Annotated in this window: 13 protein-coding genes; 6 read left to right on the top strand and 7 right to left on the bottom strand. The window is 59.3% G+C overall.

The features are described 5' to 3' along the window. Window positions 1-38: 38 nt before the first annotated feature. The gene (locus AB4O41_RS25440) at window positions 39-2,984 is read left to right on the top strand and encodes an HD domain-containing phosphohydrolase (RefSeq protein ID WP_460145159.1); all 2,946 of its coding nucleotides are present in this window, start codon (window positions 39-41) and stop codon (window positions 2,982-2,984) included. Here AB4O41_RS25440 and AB4O41_RS25435 read toward each other — a convergent pair whose 3' ends face one another. Both AB4O41_RS25435 and AB4O41_RS25430 read right to left on the bottom strand, forming a co-directional pair. After that, window positions 2,985-3,467, bottom strand: a complete 483-nt coding sequence (locus AB4O41_RS25435) for a GAF domain-containing protein (protein ID WP_460145158.1) — start codon at window positions 3,465-3,467, stop codon at window positions 2,985-2,987. After that, a complete protein-coding gene (locus tag AB4O41_RS25430; protein ID WP_460145157.1) occupies window positions 3,464-4,354 on the bottom strand; it encodes an ATP-binding protein in 891 nt (296 codons plus the stop codon). Before AB4O41_RS25430 ends, AB4O41_RS25435 begins: the two co-directional genes overlap by 4 nt. A gap of 151 nt (window positions 4,355-4,505) precedes the next feature. Here AB4O41_RS25430 and AB4O41_RS25425 point away from each other — a divergent pair, with 151 nt between their 5' ends. Continuing rightward, on the top strand, window positions 4,506-6,827 hold the full coding sequence (locus AB4O41_RS25425) for a hybrid sensor histidine kinase/response regulator (RefSeq protein WP_460145156.1): 2,322 nt from the start codon (window positions 4,506-4,508) through the stop codon (window positions 6,825-6,827). On the opposite strand, the gene AB4O41_RS25420 is transcribed toward AB4O41_RS25425, so the two are convergent. From AB4O41_RS25420 to msrB, 3 genes are all read right to left on the bottom strand, one after another. Continuing rightward, entirely contained in the window at window positions 6,811-7,272 is a 462-nt protein-coding gene (locus AB4O41_RS25420; RefSeq protein WP_123357686.1) for a MarR family winged helix-turn-helix transcriptional regulator, read from the bottom strand. The two genes, AB4O41_RS25425 and AB4O41_RS25420, sit on opposite strands and share 17 nt — an antisense overlap. After that, a complete protein-coding gene (locus AB4O41_RS25415; RefSeq protein WP_460145155.1) occupies window positions 7,269-7,754 on the bottom strand; it encodes a glutathione peroxidase in 486 nt (161 codons plus the stop codon). The genes AB4O41_RS25420 and AB4O41_RS25415 overlap by 4 nt, the downstream gene beginning before the upstream one ends. Window positions 7,755-7,921: 167 nt before the next feature. Then, a complete protein-coding gene (gene msrB, locus AB4O41_RS25410) occupies window positions 7,922-8,317 on the bottom strand; it encodes a peptide-methionine (R)-S-oxide reductase MsrB (protein ID WP_460145154.1) in 396 nt (131 codons plus the stop codon). 225 nt (window positions 8,318-8,542) lie between these two features. Here msrB and AB4O41_RS25405 point away from each other — a divergent pair, with 225 nt between their 5' ends. Together AB4O41_RS25405 and htpX are read left to right on the top strand one after the other, a co-directional pair. After that, window positions 8,543-9,754: a pyridoxal phosphate-dependent aminotransferase gene (locus tag AB4O41_RS25405; protein WP_460148420.1), complete on the top strand. Its 1,212-nt coding sequence runs from the start codon at window positions 8,543-8,545 to the stop codon at window positions 9,752-9,754. Window positions 9,755-10,071: 317 nt separating this feature from the next. Continuing rightward, complete coding sequence (htpX, locus tag AB4O41_RS25400) at window positions 10,072-10,959, top strand: protease HtpX (protein ID WP_008075669.1); 888 nt, start codon at window positions 10,072-10,074, stop codon at window positions 10,957-10,959. 189 nt (window positions 10,960-11,148) lie between these two features. Here the strand turns inward: htpX and AB4O41_RS25395 are convergent, their stop codons facing one another. Further along, window positions 11,149-11,805 carry a thiopurine S-methyltransferase gene (locus tag AB4O41_RS25395; protein WP_460145153.1) on the bottom strand — a complete coding sequence of 219 codons (657 nt, stop codon included), beginning with the start codon at window positions 11,803-11,805 and terminating at the stop codon, window positions 11,149-11,151. A gap of 103 nt (window positions 11,806-11,908) precedes the next feature. Between AB4O41_RS25395 and AB4O41_RS25390 the strand changes: the two genes are divergently transcribed. Next, a complete protein-coding gene (locus AB4O41_RS25390) occupies window positions 11,909-12,676 on the top strand; it encodes a DODA-type extradiol aromatic ring-opening family dioxygenase (RefSeq protein ID WP_460145152.1) in 768 nt (255 codons plus the stop codon). A gap of 177 nt (window positions 12,677-12,853) precedes the next feature. Here the strand turns inward: AB4O41_RS25390 and AB4O41_RS25385 are convergent, their stop codons facing one another. Then, window positions 12,854-14,527: a DEAD/DEAH box helicase gene (locus tag AB4O41_RS25385; RefSeq protein ID WP_007899905.1), complete on the bottom strand. Its 1,674-nt coding sequence runs from the start codon at window positions 14,525-14,527 to the stop codon at window positions 12,854-12,856. Between the two features lie 420 nt (window positions 14,528-14,947). On the opposite strand from AB4O41_RS25385, the gene AB4O41_RS25380 reads away from it, so the two are divergent. Continuing rightward, on the top strand, window positions 14,948-15,739 hold the full coding sequence (locus AB4O41_RS25380) for a crotonase/enoyl-CoA hydratase family protein (RefSeq protein ID WP_460145151.1): 792 nt from the start codon (window positions 14,948-14,950) through the stop codon (window positions 15,737-15,739). The last annotated feature ends 115 nt before the right edge of the window (window positions 15,740-15,854 follow it).

The following is a 15,854-nucleotide window of genomic DNA, read 5'->3' as shown; positions in this document are numbered from 1 at the left end:
GGCTGAGCAGTGTGTTAATCATCATGGAGATAGCTGCAATGCCCAGCCCACTGCGCCCGGATCAACGCCGGTTCCCTCTGCACATCCATATCAGCGTGATGTTCACCTTCCTGTTGTTACTGACCGGGGTGGTACTGGGCATTTTCAACTATCGGCAAACCACCCAGATCATTCTTTCCAGCAGCGAAAAACTCTTCAACCGTATCGAGCAGGATGTCCGTCTGGACCTGCATCGCATCTATCAGCCGATTCGCCATCTGCTGAGCCTGCTGGCGGATATTCCAGCGACCCAGGCGCCCGACCTTGAGCAGCGCCTGGCGTTGCTCAAGCCCTTCAGCCAATCACTCAAGGACAACCCCGATCTGGCCTCGTTATATCTGGGTTACAGCAATGGCGACTTCTTCATGGTTCGTCCTTTGCCGACCGGAGCCCTGAAAACACTGGTCAAGGCACCCGACACGGCGGCGTATCAGGTATGGAGCATCGAACACTCAAGCAGCGGTCAGATCCGCTCCCAATCATTGTTTTTCGATCAGAACCTGGCCCTCATCAGTCGTCAGGACAACCCCGACGAAACCTACGATCCCCGTGCCCGCGCCTGGTTCTCCAGCGCCCGCGGCAACCGCGAACAGATCACCACCGCGCCCTACCTTTTTTTCTCCACCCACAATGTCGGCACCACACTGGCCCGGAGCAGTGGCGAGCATGCGGTGATGGGGGCCGACCTTACGCTGGCTGAATTGTCGGCGACCCTGGCCGAACATGTGGTGACCCCCAGTACCGAAATTGTGCTGTTCGATGCCGAGGGGAATGCCATCGCCTACCCCGACAGTAGCAAACTGATTGTCGACGACCAGACGGCGCGGTTGACCAAAGCCGCAGACCTGAGCCCCACACTCGCGGCGCTGCTCACCAGCCCCGCCGAGATCAATCGATTGAACGCCGCAGGTCGTCAATGGATCGTGGCGCGCAGCAGCATCCAGGAGGGTGGCCCGCAGGGACTGCAACTGGCACTACTGGTGCCGGAGGACGAATTGCTCGTCGATGCCTACCGCATGCGCTGGCAAGGCGCGTTGATTACCCTGGCGACGCTGCTGTTGTGCCTGCCGATGGGTTGGCTGACCTCGAGAATCCTGGTCAAACCCTTGCGAGCCCTGGTGCAGGAAGCCGATGCTATTCGTAGTTTCGATTTCAATTTTCCGGCCTCCCGTCGCTCGCCAGTGCTTGAAGTCGACCAATTGAGCGTGTCGATGGCGCGTATGAAAGACACCCTGGCGAGTTTTTTCCAGATCACCGACAGCCTGAGCGCCGAGACGCGTTTCGCCCCGCTGCTGCAACGGGTGCTGTTTGAAACCGTGAAGATCGGCCAGGCCCAGGCCGGTCTGCTCTACCTGCGCGAAAGTGATGACGATCGCGTGGAACCTCACGCGTTAGTCATCAATGGCAGCTCACAGGCATTGCCGTCATTCGCCATTCAAGGACACACGCCTCAGGATCTGCAGAGCCCTCAATGGATGCAGAAACTGTCGAACGCCGACAATGTCGTCACCAGCCTGGGTTTTGAAGAGGCGGGGGATTTGCAGAAGGTTTTGCTGGCACTGGAGTGCCCACGGGTTCATCTGATCGGTATCCGGCTGCACAATCGTCATAACGAAACAGTCGGGCTGCTGATCCTGCTGCTGGCCGACAGCGGCACGCAGGACGACCTGGAAAAACTTCGCCCGGACCGCATCGCGTTTCTCCAGGCGGTTTCCGGTGCCGCCGCCGTGAGTATCGAAAGTCAGCGCCTGCAAGCCAAGCAGAAGCAGTTGCTGGACTCATTTATTCAACTGCTGGCTGGCGCGATCGATGCCAAGAGTCCCTATACCGGCGGGCACTGCCAGCGGGTGCCGGCACTGGTGCTGATGCTGGCGCAGGCAGCCGCAGCCAGCCAGGACCCGGCCTTCAGCAGCTATCAGCCCACCGAAGATGAATGGGAAACCCTGCACATCGCCGCCTGGCTGCATGATTGCGGCAAGGTCACGACGCCTGAATACGTGGTCGACAAAGCCACCAAGCTTGAGACCCTGAACGACCGCATCCACGAAATCCGCACCCGTTTCGAAGTACTCAAGCGTGATGCCTGGATCAACTATTGGCAGGCCATCGCCCTGGGAGGAGACGAACAGCATCTGGCGCAATTGCGCAATGCGAACCTGGCGGCGCTGGATGATGATTTCGCGTTCATCGCCCACTGCAATCTCGGCAGCGAGGCCATGGCCGAGGCCGATCTGCAACGCCTGAACACCATCGCCCAACGCACCTGGACCCGAACCCTGGATGATCGACTGGGGGTTTCGTGGGAAGAGAACCGTCGCCAGGCCCGGACCCCGACGCTGACTCTGCCGGTCAGCGAGCCGCTGCTGGCGGATAAACCCGAACACTTGCTCGAACGAGCCGACAGCGAACTGATCCCGGTCGATAATCCGTGGGGGTTCAAGCTCGACGTACCGTGCTACAAGTACAACCGGGGCGAGCTATACAATCTGAGCACCACCCGAGGCACCCTGACCCGCGAGGAGCGTTACATCATCAATCACCACATGGTGCAGACGATTCTGATGCTCAATCACCTGCCCTTCCCCGACCACCTCAATAACATCGCGGAGATCGCTGGCGGCCACCACGAAAAAATGGACGGCACCGGTTATCCCAAACGGTTGAAACGCGAAGACATGAGCTTGCCGGCGCGGATGATGGCGATTGCCGATATTTTCGAAGCGCTGACCGCCGCCGATCGCCCCTACAAGAAAGCCAAGTCCTTGAGCGAAGCGCTGGGCATCATGGCCACCATGTGCCGTGACGCCCACATTGACGCTGAGTTGTTCGGGCTGTTCATCAACGACGAAGTCTACTTGCAGTACGCCAACCGTTTTCTCGACCCACGACAGATTGATGCGGTCGACCCGTCAAGCCTGCTAATCAAGGCCGGCTTGATGGCCTGATCAGCAGTCGGTCAGACGCAGGAAAATCGTCGCCAGCTGTTCGATACCGGCCTGATCGTCAGCGGTAAAACGCGCGAGTTTCGGGCTGTCGAGGTCGAGCACACCGATCAGTCTACCGTCCTTGACCAGCGGCACCACCAGTTCGCTGTTCGAGGCACTGTCGCACGCGATGTGCCCGGGGAACGCATGTACATCTTCGACCCGTTGAGTTTGCAAGGTGGCCGCCGCCGCCCCGCACACACCGCGACCGAATGGAATTCGTACGCAAGCGATTTGCCCCTGAAACGGACCAAGTACCAGTTCTTCGTTGCGATTAAGGTAGAAACCCGCCCAGTTCAGATCGTCGAGCTGGTTGAACAGAAAGGCTGAAAACTGCGCGGCGTTGGCGATGAAATCACGCTCGTCCGCCAGCAGCGATTCCAGTTGTGCCCACAACAAGCCATAGCCCTCAAGGCCTTGGCCGCTTTTTTGCAAATCAATCATGCCTTGTGCTCCAACAGCTTCAGCCCCACCCAATAGCGGGCAAATTGATACGCGCAACGTCCGTTGCGATTGCCCCGGCCCGTGGCCCAGCGCACTGCGAGGATGTCCAGCTCTTCGTCACGCCGCCACTCAAGGCCGGCCTTGTCAGCCAATTGGCCGATCCAGTGTTCGACGACGTTGAGGAAATGCTCCTGAGTAAATGGATAGAACGACAGCCACAGACCAAAACGGTCCGACAGCGCGATCTTGTCTTCCACCGCCTCACTGGGATGGAGTTCGCCATCGACCCTTTTCCAGTTCTCGTTATCGCTTTCCTTTTCCGGCACCAAATGGCGGCGGTTGGAAGTGGCGTACAGCAGAACGTTGTCTGGCGCCTGTTCGAGAGAACCATCGAGCACGCTCTTGAGCACACGGTAATCGCCCTCACCCGATTCAAACGACAGGTCATCGCAGAACAGCACAAAGCGCTGCGGCAATTTGGCGATCTGCTCGACCACGCGCGGCAAGTCCGCCAAGTGATCGCGTTCGATCTCGATCAGCCGCAGGCCACTTTTGGCGTGTTCCGACAGCAAGGCGCGCACCAGCGAAGATTTACCAGTGCCACGCGAGCCCCAGAGCAAGGCGTGGTTGGCCGGCATGCCGTCGAGGAACTGTCGGGTGTTGCGACCCAATTGCTCCAGTTGCCGGTCAACGCCGATCAGGTCGGACAAACGCGTGTCGAGGCTGACTTGCAGCGGCAACAGAAAACCGCTGCGTCCCTCGCGCTGCCAGCGTGCGGCCAGGCAGTGCGTCCAGTCGATGGCTTGCCGAGGCGCGGGAAGCAGCGGCTCGATACGGGCCAGAACGGCATCGGCGCGTTCAAGAAAAGCATTCAATCGGGAATCCACGTCTTCTCCTCGGGCACGTTCACGGTAATGATGGCGATACAACGACGAAACACAGCATCTACACCCCCTACAGGTGTTTTGCGAGAACATCGGTATCCATTGATCGACTATGCTTGAGCAGCGAAGGGAAACGGAAGTGGTTCAACATCCCATGGATATCAAGTTCAGCCACCGGCTGTCGTACAAACAAGCCCGGGTTACGGTGCTGGCCGGTTTCATTCTGGGCACGCTGCTCAGCCTGCTGCAAATAGGCATCGATTATGCCAGCGAAGACGCCTCCATCAACCGCGAAATACTGTCGTTGCTGGAAATCAGCCATAACCCTGCGTCCCGCATCGCCTACAACATTGATGCCGAACTCGCTCAGGAACTGGCCATGGGGCTGCTGCGCTCCCCGGCAATCATCGGCGCGCAATTGACCGACAACAACAATACCGTGCTGGCCAGCGTCAAACGTCCGGGCCTGGAAAACAATGACCGGATGATCAGCGACTTCCTGTTCGGCGCCAACCGGCAATTCGCAGACCGCCTTTACCTGGACCACTTGCCGGACGAATCCCTCGGGACCTTGCAACTGGAAGTCGACACCTACACCTTCGGCAGCCGCTTCCTGCGCCGGGCCGAAGTGACCCTGCTCAACGGCTTTGCGCGCAGCCTGATTCTCACGGGCATTCTGCTGGCGCTGTTTTACGTGATGCTGACCAAACCGCTGGTGCGGGTCATCCGCGAACTCAGTGGCCGTGATCCGCGCAGCGCGGAACCGACGTTGCTGGAGTGTCCGACGGGGCATGAAAACGATGAAATCGGGGTCTTGGTCAAGGTCGCCAATCAGCAGTTTGAAAACATCGCCACCGAAATCCAGCAACGGCGCAACGCTGAAAACCGTCTGACCGACTACCTCTCGCAACTGGAAAACATCGTCTCGGCCCGCACCGCGGAACTCAAGGCGATCAATACACGCCTCAGCCAATCCAACGAGGAACTGGAAGTCGCCCGCAGCACTGCCCTGGACATGGCCGAAGCGCGCTCGGTGTTCCTGGCCAACATGAGTCATGAAATCCGCACACCCCTCAACGGTCTGCTGGGGATGATCGCGCTCTCGCTGGACGGCCCGCTCAATGCCGAGCAGCAGCAACAGCTGTCCATCGCCCATGACTCGGGCAAAGTGCTGGTGGAACTGCTCAACGATATTCTTGACCTGTCGAAGTTCGATGCCGGCCAGCTCGAACTCGAACACATTCCATTCGACCTTGGTTCGCTGATCGAAGACACCGCTAACCTGCTGTCCCAGAACGCCGCGCCGAGTGTCGAGTTGGCATGCCTGATCGACCCGCAATTTCCCGCACTGGTGCTCGGCGATCCGACCCGGGTCCGGCAGATTGTCAGCAACCTGTTGTCCAACGCCCTCAAGTTCACCCGTTTCGGGCGGGTCGATGTGCGTCTTTCTATGTTCGAAGACGGCGTACGGATCGAAGTCTGCGACACTGGCATCGGTATCGCCCAGGATGCGCAGGTCAAAATCTTCCAGCCATTCACCCAGGCCGGTGCCGGTATTACCCGGCAATTCGGCGGGACCGGGTTGGGTCTGGCGCTGACTTATAGCCTCTGCGAAGCCATGCAGGGGCGTCTGACGATCAGCTCGGAAGCGGGATTCGGCAGTCAGTTCTGCGCCGACCTGCCCCTGCCCTGCCATACCCGGGCCATTTCCCCGGCAGCACTGCGGGGCAACATCGTCGCGATCACCGCCGCCAGCAGCGGTCTGGCGGAACTGTTGAGCCGTCTGCTGCCCGGCTGGGGGCTCGACTATCAGCAGCGTTCCATCGATGACCGGTTGATCGGTCTGGAGCCGGATGCGCTGATCACCGACTGTCCCGAATGCCTGTTTGGCCTGCGTCCTGGCTTCACCGCGCCGATTCTGCTGGTGACCGCTTACGGCAGTTTCCTGCCCGGCGAGCAAGCCAACGCCCTGGCGCCCTTGCAGCAACAGGCGAGGCCTCTGGCGCGCAATGCGCTTTACCAAGCATTGCGGCGGATCTTGCAGCCGGAACTCACCACGATTAACGGTGCCCGGATCGAAGCCATCTCACCCCAGCGACGCGGACGCATCCTGCTGGTGGAGGACAACCCGGTCAATCAGTTGGTGGCCAAGGGAATGCTCGGAAAGCTCGGTTGCGAGGTGAGCGTCGCGGCCCACGGCGGCGAAGCGCTGGATCAGCTTGAGGAGAGCGAATTCGATCTGGTGCTGATGGACTGCAACATGCCGGTGATGGATGGCTATGAAGCCAGTCGGCAGATTCGTCGCAGCGGGCGCTGGCCACAGTTGCCCATCGTCGCCCTGACCGCCAACGCCATGTCCGAAGAACGCGAACGCTGCCGTGCGGCGGGCATGAGTGACTACCTGGCGAAACCCTTCCGCCGGGAAGAACTGGCCGCCCTGCTCGACTTGTGGATACCCACTACGACAGCGCTTTGATCTGCCCCAGCAGGTGATCGAGGCCATCGCGCAGATCATTCAGGCGATCAAGATCGACGCCGCTATCGCACAACAGTCGGGCCTTGAGCGGCCCGACCTGATCGCGCAACGCCTTGCCGGCGGGCGACAGGCTCAAGTGCACCTCACGCTCATCGCGCGCCGAACGCTGACGCTGCACCATCTGCAGTTGCTCAAGCCGTTTGAGCAGCGGCGTCAGGGTTCCCGAATCCAGCGCCAGGCGCTCACCCAAGGCCTTGACCGTCGGCTGCTCCGGCGCCGCCTCCTGCCATTCCCACAACACCAGCATCGCCAGGTATTGCGGGTAGGTCAGGCCCAACTGATCGAGCATCGGCTTGTAGGCACGGATCACCGCCCGAGAAGCGGCGTACAGCTTGAAGCAGAGCTGACTGTCGAGCTTCAGCGAATCAACTGACAACGTGTTCATTTGAGCAGGGCTTCGATCTCGCGGCTCAGGTCCTGCGGTTTGGTCGCCGGAGCAAAGCGCTTGACCAATTTGCCGTCCTTGCCGATCAGGAATTTGGTGAAGTTCCACTTGATGCCTTGGGAACCCAGCACACCCGGTGCGCGCTTTTTCAACTGAACGAACAGTGGATGGGCGTCGGCACCATTCACTTCGATCTTCTTGAACAGCGGAAAACTCACCCCGTAATTCAACTCGCAGAACTCGGAAATCGCTCCCTCGTTGCCCGGCTCTTGCTTGCCGAACTGATTGCAAGGAAAGCCGAGCACCACCAAGCCTTGATCCTTGTAGGTCTGCCACAGCTCTTCGAGGCCTTTGTACTGCGGTGTGAAACCGCATTTGCTGGCGGTGTTGACCACCAGCACCGCTTTGCCGGCGAAATCGGCCAGGGTCTTTTGCTCGCCCTTGATGGTGGTGCAAGGGATGCTCAGCAGGTTGTCACTCATGGCACGAACTCCGAATGGAAGAACAAAGACCAAACATAGCGAGCAATTGAATTGTGTGCAATTTAATAAATCAATAGATGCCCGCACGTGCTCCTCATCGAAGGAGCTGCCGAAGGCTGCTCCTACGTCAAGCAAGGTACATCCGCGACCCTGCGCAACGATGCAGATTATTCGCGGGAAACGAGGTCCAGGCACACCGAGTTGATGCAATAACGCAAGCCAGTGGGCGGCGGACCGTCCGGGAACACATGCCCCAAGTGGGCATCACATTTGGCGCAGACCACTTCGGTGCGGATCATGCCGTGGCTGACATCACGGATCTCGACCATCGCGCTGTCGCCGATCGGCGCGTAGAAGCTCGGCCAGCCGCAGCCGGAATCGAATTTGGTCTTGGAGTCGAACAGCGGCTCGTTGCAGCAGATGCAGTGGTAAACACCGTCGACCTTGCTGTCGTTGTACTTACCGGAGAACGGCCGTTCGGTGCCCTTGAGGCGGCAAACGTTGTACTGCTCCGGGTCGAGCATTGCACGCCATTCTTCCAGGGTTTTTTCCAACTTTTCCATTGTTACACCTCAGCAGCTGAAAAAGCCCGATCTGTACCTTTTCCACGGATCGGGCGGCACGTATGATTGCGCCTCGTCAAACGCCAGTCTGGCAGCCAGACCACGCGCATTCAAACGGATTATGAGTGCCGCCATTCGAGGCGTCAGGCCTGTGTGAATACGCAGGATTCCCAGTACGGTCGTTCATACGCCGCCTGGATCGTTCATTTTCGGGAACACATCGCCATGCAGGTCAGCAAATCGAACAAGCTCGCCAACGTCTGCTACGACATTCGCGGCCCAGTGCTCAAGCACGCCAAACGCCTGGAAGAGGAAGGCCATCGCATCCTCAAGCTGAACATCGGCAACCCGGCCCCCTTTGGTTTCGAAGCGCCGGATGAAATCCTTCAAGACGTGATCCGCAACCTGCCGACCGCCCAGGGCTACAGCGACTCCAAGGGGTTGTTCAGCGCTCGCAAGGCCGTGATGCAGTACTACCAGCAAAAACAGGTGGAAGGCGTCGGCATCGAAGACATCTACCTGGGCAACGGCGTTTCCGAGCTGATCGTGATGTCGATGCAGGCCCTGCTCAACAACGGCGACGAAGTGCTGGTGCCGGCTCCCGACTACCCGCTGTGGACCGCCGCAGTGAGCCTGGCGGGCGGCAATGCGGTGCATTACTTGTGCGATGAACAGGCCAACTGGTGGCCAGATCTGGCGGACATCAAGGCCAAGATCACCCCGAACACCAAGGCTCTGGTGATCATCAACCCGAACAACCCGACCGGCTCGGTGTACTCGAAAGAAGTCCTGCTGGACATGCTGGAACTGGCCCGTCAGCACAATCTGGTGGTGTTCTCCGACGAGATCTACGACAAGATCCTGTACGACGACGCCGTACACATCTGCACTGCCTCGCTGGCGCCGGATTTGCTGTGCATGACCTTCAACGGTCTGTCCAAGTCCTATCGTGTGGCTGGCTTCCGTTCCGGCTGGGTCGCTATTTCCGGTCCGAAACATCACGCCCAGAGCTACATCGAAGGCATCGACATATTGGCCAATATGCGCCTGTGCGCCAACGTGCCGAGCCAGCACGCCATCCAGACCGCGCTGGGCGGCTATCAGAGCATCAACGATCTGGTGCTGCCGCAAGGGCGCCTACTGGAACAGCGCAATCGTACCTGGGAACTGCTGAACGACATTCCGGGCGTTAGCTGCGTCAAGCCGATGGGCGCGCTGTATGCGTTCCCGCGGATCGATCCGAAAGTCTGCCCGATCCACAACGACGAGAAATTCGTGCTCGACCTGCTGCTCTCCGAGAAGCTGCTGGTGGTACAGGGCACGGCTTTCAACTGGCCATGGCCGGACCACTTCCGTGTGGTCACCCTGCCACGGCTCGACGACCTGGACCAGGCGATTGGCCGGATCGGTAACTTCCTCAAATCCTATCGCCAGTAAGTGGCCTGTCACCGTGCGACGCTGGTTAAAATCGCACGGTGATTAATTCAGCAACATATCTTTGCACCCTGCCCTGCATCGTTGTTTCAAGCGCTGACTGATGACACGTTTCATGCCCGCGCCTAACAACGGCGGGGGCCTGCGAGGCTAATTAGCTGACAACCGTTTCCCATGCCGACGTCGGAAATGCCCTTCAAGCCGCTAGACTGTTGCTGTAGGACACAGTTTGAAATAGTCACTCGGTTGAATAGCCCGGTGCAGCACCTTATATACCCCGCAGTACGCTACATCTTTAGCACGAGGAGATTTCTACAACCATGATGCGCATTTTGCTGTTTTTGGCCACTAACCTGGCGGTCGTGCTGATTGCCAGCATCACCCTGAGCCTTTTCGGCTTCAACGGGTTCATGGCGGCCAACGGGGTTGATCTCAACCTCAATCAGCTGCTGATTTTCTGTGCGGTCTTTGGTTTCGCCGGTTCCCTGTTCTCGCTGTTCATCTCCAAGTGGATGGCGAAAATGAGTACCAGCACCCAGATCATCAGCCAGCCGCGCACCCGGCACGAGCAATGGCTGCTGCAAACGGTCGAGCAACTGTCCCGCGAAGCCGGGATCAAGATGCCCGAAGTCGGGATTTTCCCGGCCTATGAAGCCAACGCCTTCGCCACCGGCTGGAACAAGAACGACGCACTGGTCGCGGTCAGCCAGGGCTTGCTCGAGCGTTTCTCGCCGGATGAAGTGAAAGCTGTTCTGGCCCACGAAATCGGCCACGTGGCCAATGGCGACATGGTCACCCTGGCGTTGATCCAGGGCGTGGTGAACACCTTCGTGATGTTCTTCGCCCGGATCATCGGCAACTTTGTCGACAAGGTGATCTTCAAGAACGAAGAAGGCCAAGGCATCGCCTACTACGTAGCGACCATCTTCGCCGAACTGGTCCTGGGCATCCTGGCCAGCGCCATCGTCATGTGGTTCTCGCGCAAGCGCGAATTCCGGGCCGATGATGCCGGTGCACGCCTGGCGGGTACCAGCGCAATGATCGGTGCGCTGCAGCGTCTGCGTGCAGAACAAGGGCTGCCGGTGCACATGCCGGACACCCTGAATGCCTTCGGCATCAACGGTGGCCTCAAACAAGGGTTCGCCCGCATGTTCATGAGCCACCCGCCGCTGGAAGAACGCATCGACGCATTGCGCCGTCGGGGCTGACAGGCTCTGCACTAAAAGAAAAGGCCCGCAGTGAATGCGGGCCTTTTTTTGTCTACTTGAATGTAGTGGTGCTCATTCTGGCCCCATCACGAGCAGGCTCGCTCCCACAGTGGACCGAGTCGCTCAGGTGGACGCTGCCTAATGTGGGAGCGAGCCTGCTCGCGATGGGGCCGGTACAACAACACAAATCTATACGCTGGAAACCCGATAAACCCGCTCCTCAAGCCGAGTGACACCGGCCTCGAGAAACTTCCAGCTCTCACCCAGGACGTCCTGGTCTTCCAGAATCTTCAGCGCCCACACATCGCCGAACAACCGTTGCACTTCGTCATCAAGCACAGCAAACGGCGGCCCGGCCATTTGCGCCTGGTCGTAATCCAGCGTAATCAAAAGCCCCAAAGAATCCTTCGGCAGAATCCGAATCAAATGAGCCGCGTATTGCTCACGCATTGCCGGCGGCAGGGCAATCAACGCCGCGCGGTCGTACAGCCCACTGCAATCGGCGACATCGCCTGCCGTCAGCTCAAAGAAATCGCCACACCACAACTCGATTGAACCGGCGCGGTAGACCTTGAACGGCCCCTGCTCACTGACGTCCGGGTCAAATTGATGCTCACTGAAGAAATCCTCAACGGCCTTTTCCGACAGCTCAATCCCCAAGACCTCATGACCTCGGTGCGCCAGCCACAACAGATCCAGACTTTTCCCACACAGCGGCACCAGCACGCGAGCGCCCTCTTCCAGGCTCAACGCTGGCCAGAACCGTTGCAGATAAGGATTCACTTCCGGCAGATGAAAGCCGATCTGATTCGACGCCCATCGTTTGTGCCAAAACTCCGGCTGCATAATTAACCCCGAAAAATTCGATCAAAAGACCCTAAAACTTATATTAGATTTAGATCAATGATCTGACTGAAGATGGTGCCATCTTACTCTCAGGAGCTCATTCATGTTCCCCAGCCTGTATATCTCTCATGGCTCCCCGATGCTAGCCCTGGAACCTGGCGCCAGCGGGCCGGCTCTCGCGCGCCTGGCCGCGGCATTGCCAAAACCTAAAGCCATCGTGATGGTTTCCGCGCACTGGGAAAGCAGCGAACTGCTGGTCAGCGGCAACCCCCAACCTGAAACCTGGCACGACTTTGGCGGTTTTCCGCAGGCCTTGTTTGAGGTGCAATACCCGGCCCCCGGCAATCCGCAACTGGCGGCGGAGGTGGTCGAGCTGCTGAAAGCCGATGGTCTGCCGGCGCGCATCGACAGCCAGCGACCGTTCGACCATGGTGTTTGGGTGCCCTTGGCGTTGATGTATCCGCAAGCTGATATTCCGGTGGTGCAGGTCTCGCTGCCCACCCGTGGCGGCCCAGCCCTGCAAACCCGTGTCGGCCATGCGCTGACCGGCCTGCGCGAGCACGGTGTGCTGTTGATCGGTTCCGGCAGCATCACCCACAACCTGCGCGAACTGGACTGGCATGCCGGCCCGGAAAGCGTCGAACCCTGGGCCAAGGCGTTCCGCGACTGGATGATCGAGAAACTCGAAGCGAACGACGAAGCCGCATTGCACGACTATCGTCAGCAAGCTCCGAATGCTGTGCGTAACCATCCGAGTGACGAGCATCTGCTGCCGCTGTACTTTGCCCGCGCGGCCGGGGGTGAGTTCAGCGTTGCGCACAAGGGTTTCACCATGGGGGCACTGGGGATGGATATTTACCGCTTTGGCTGACACTTGATCGTTCCCACGCTCTGCGTGGGAACGCAGCCCGGGACGCTCCGCGTCCCAGAAGCGGACGCAGAGCGTCCATTGATTCATTCCCACGCAGAGCGTGGGAACGATCAGGCAAAAAAAATCCCCGAACCAGTCGGGGATTTTTTATGTTCGATCAATCAGCTCGAGAGCGGATCAATCTTCGCGGTAGCGACGCAGCTTCAACTGCTTACCGGCAACGCGAGTGTCCTTCAGTTTGGTCAGAAGTTTCTCCAGACCATCTTCCGGCAGCTCGACGAGGCTGAAGCTGTCACGCACCTGGATGCGACCGATGGCTTCACGCGCCAAACCGCCTTCATTCAGGATCGCGCCCAACAGGTTCTTGGCAGCGATACCATCACGCGCACCCAGCGCGGTACGGCAACGAGCACGACCTTCGGCCAATGGAACCGGAGCACGACGCTCGCGATCACCACGGTCCGGACGATCACCGGAACGCTCTGGACGATCGCCACGCGGTGCGTTGTTCGGCACCAATGGACGTTCTTTCTCGATTGCGGCCAGGGTCAGCGCCTGAGCGTTGGTTGCCTTGCGCAGCAGAGCAGCGGCCAGTGCACGCGGGGTGCAACCGATGTCGGCGGTCAGGCGATCCAGCAGATCACCGTGAGTCGATTCGGCATCAGCGACCAGCGGCGACAGGCTGTTGGTCAGTTTCTTGATGCGGGCATCGAGAACGGCCTGGGCATCCGGCAGACGAACTTCGGCAACCTTCTGACCGGTTACACGCTCGATCACTTGCAGCATGCGGCGCTCACGCGGAGTCACCAGCAGCAGCGCACGACCTTCGCGACCGGCACGGCCGGTACGGCCGATACGGTGAACGTAGGACTCAGGATCGTACGGCATGTCAACGTTGAACACGTGAGTGATGCGCGGAACGTCCAGACCACGAGCGGCAACGTCGGTCGCCACAACGATGTCCAGACGACCATCCTTGAGGGATTCGATCACGCGCTCACGCTGGTTCTGAGCAATGTCACCGTTCAGCGCAGCGGCTTTGTAGCCTTTGGCTTCCAGGGCACTGGCCAGGTCCAGGGTCGCTTGCTTGGTGCGCACGAACATGATCAGGGCGTCGAAGTCTTCCACTTCCAGCAGGCTCAATACAGCCGAGGTCTTCTGGTCAGCGTGAACCAACAGGTGAGCCTGTTCGATCGCGGTAACGGTCTGAGTCTTGGTCTGAATCTTCACGTGTTGCGGATCGCGCAGATGGCGTTCGGCAATGGCACGGATCGACTGCGGCAGGGTGGCCGAGAACAATACGGTCTGACGGGTTGCTGGCAGGGCCTTGAAGATAACTTCGAGGTCGTCCATGAAACCCAGTTTGAGCATTTCATCAGCTTCGTCGAGAACCAGGTGGTTCACGGTAGCCAGAACTTTTTCGTCACGACGCAGGTGGTCGCACAGACGGCCCGGCGTGGCGACAACGATCTGTGCGCCATTACGGATTGCTTTCAGTTGTGGGCCCATAGGCGCGCCGCCGTAAACGGCCACAACGGTAACGCCCGGCATTTGCTTGGCGTAGGTTTCGAAAGCGGTTGCTACTTGCAGCGCCAACTCACGGGTTGGCGCCAGGATCAGGGCTTGCGGCTCGCGCTTGGCAGGATCGATGCGGTGCAGGATCGGCAGGGCGAACGCGGCGGTTTTACCCGTACCGGTTTGCGCTTGGCCAATCATGTCGTGGCCGGCCATGATGATCGGGATCGATTGCTGCTGAATAGCCGAAGGCTCTTCGTAGCCGGTCGCAATGACGGCTGCAAGAATATTCGGATTAAGATTAAAAGCGGCGAAGCCGCCGGTTTCCTGGGTCATGGGTCTGCCTCTAAGTGCATCCGCAAAGACCCATGCTCCAAAGCTGCGCATGCCGTGTAAGACTCAAGAGTCGCCCTGGCTGCTTTGTCGGCGGGGATTTGCGAAAACGAATGAATGAAAAAGATTCGTCAAGGAAGAGTCCGCTGTGCGGACGTGCAGCCGAAGCTGACTTCGGGGAATTGCGCTACCTAAACGCGGCCCGGTTAAAGGCCGGCGCGCACTATACCGGAATTAGCCCGAAAAGGGAGCTTTTTTTATCGGAAAAAACCGGCGCATAGCGTTGTGTCACGGGCTTTGCGGATATTCGTGCGACGGTCTATTTTGCAAAGGCCCGGCCCTGCTGACGATGGCGCTAAAACGGTTCACTCTTGTGACGCAGACCTTCGGTCTGACACCCCTTCCCGCCCGAGGAAATCTTCCATGAATCAGCCCAGCCCCAGTCGTGTAACCCGTGAACGACACGGTCATGTCCTGATGATCGGCCTGGATCGGGTGGCCAAACGCAATGCCTTCGACCTCGACCTGCTCAATGAACTCAGTCTGGCCTATGGCGAGTTCGAGGCCGACAGCGAGGCGCGGGTCGCGGTGGTGTTCGGTCATGGTGAGCATTTCACCGCCGGGCTGGATCTGGTCAGCGCCGGCGCGGCCCTGGCCGAAGGCTGGCAGGCACCGCCCGGTGGCTGCGACCCATGGGGCGTGCTCGCAGGCCCCAGGGTCAGCAAACCGGTGATTGTCGCGGCTCAAGGCTACTGCCTGACCGTTGGCATCGAGCTGATGCTGGCTGCCGACATCAACCTGTGCGCCAGCAATACCCGTTTTGCGCAGAAGGAAGTGCAGCGCGGGATCTTCCCGTTCGGTGGCGCCACCTTGCGCCTGCATCAGGTGGCCGGCTGGGGCAATGCGATGCGCTGGTTGCTTACTGGCGATGAATTCGACGCTCATGACGCCTTGCATCTGGGGTTGGTGCAGGAGGTCATGGCCAGCGAGGACTTGTTGCCGCGGGCCATTGAACTGGCTGAGCGGATTGCCCGGCAGGCACCGCTGGGGGTTCAGGCAACGTTGATGTCTGCCCGGCAGGCGCGCTATGAGGGTGAAATGGCAGCAGCTCAGGCCTTGCCGGCGCTGGTGAAGACATTGCTCAATAGCGAGGATGCCAAGGAGGGTGTTCGGTCGATGGTCGAGAAGCGGCCGGGCGTTTTCAAAGGCTGCTGACACGTCGGCTTTTGTGGCGAGGGAGCTTGCTCCCGTTGGGCTGCGAAGCGGCCCCAAAAAATCTTGGCAATCAATGCAGATTTTGTGAGTGCTGCGCACTCAAGCGGGAGCAAGC

Source organism: Pseudomonas sp. S2_A02 (genome assembly GCF_054668495.1).
Note: the sequence above shows the minus strand (reverse complement) of the source record. Positions and strands in the feature narration are given on the sequence as shown.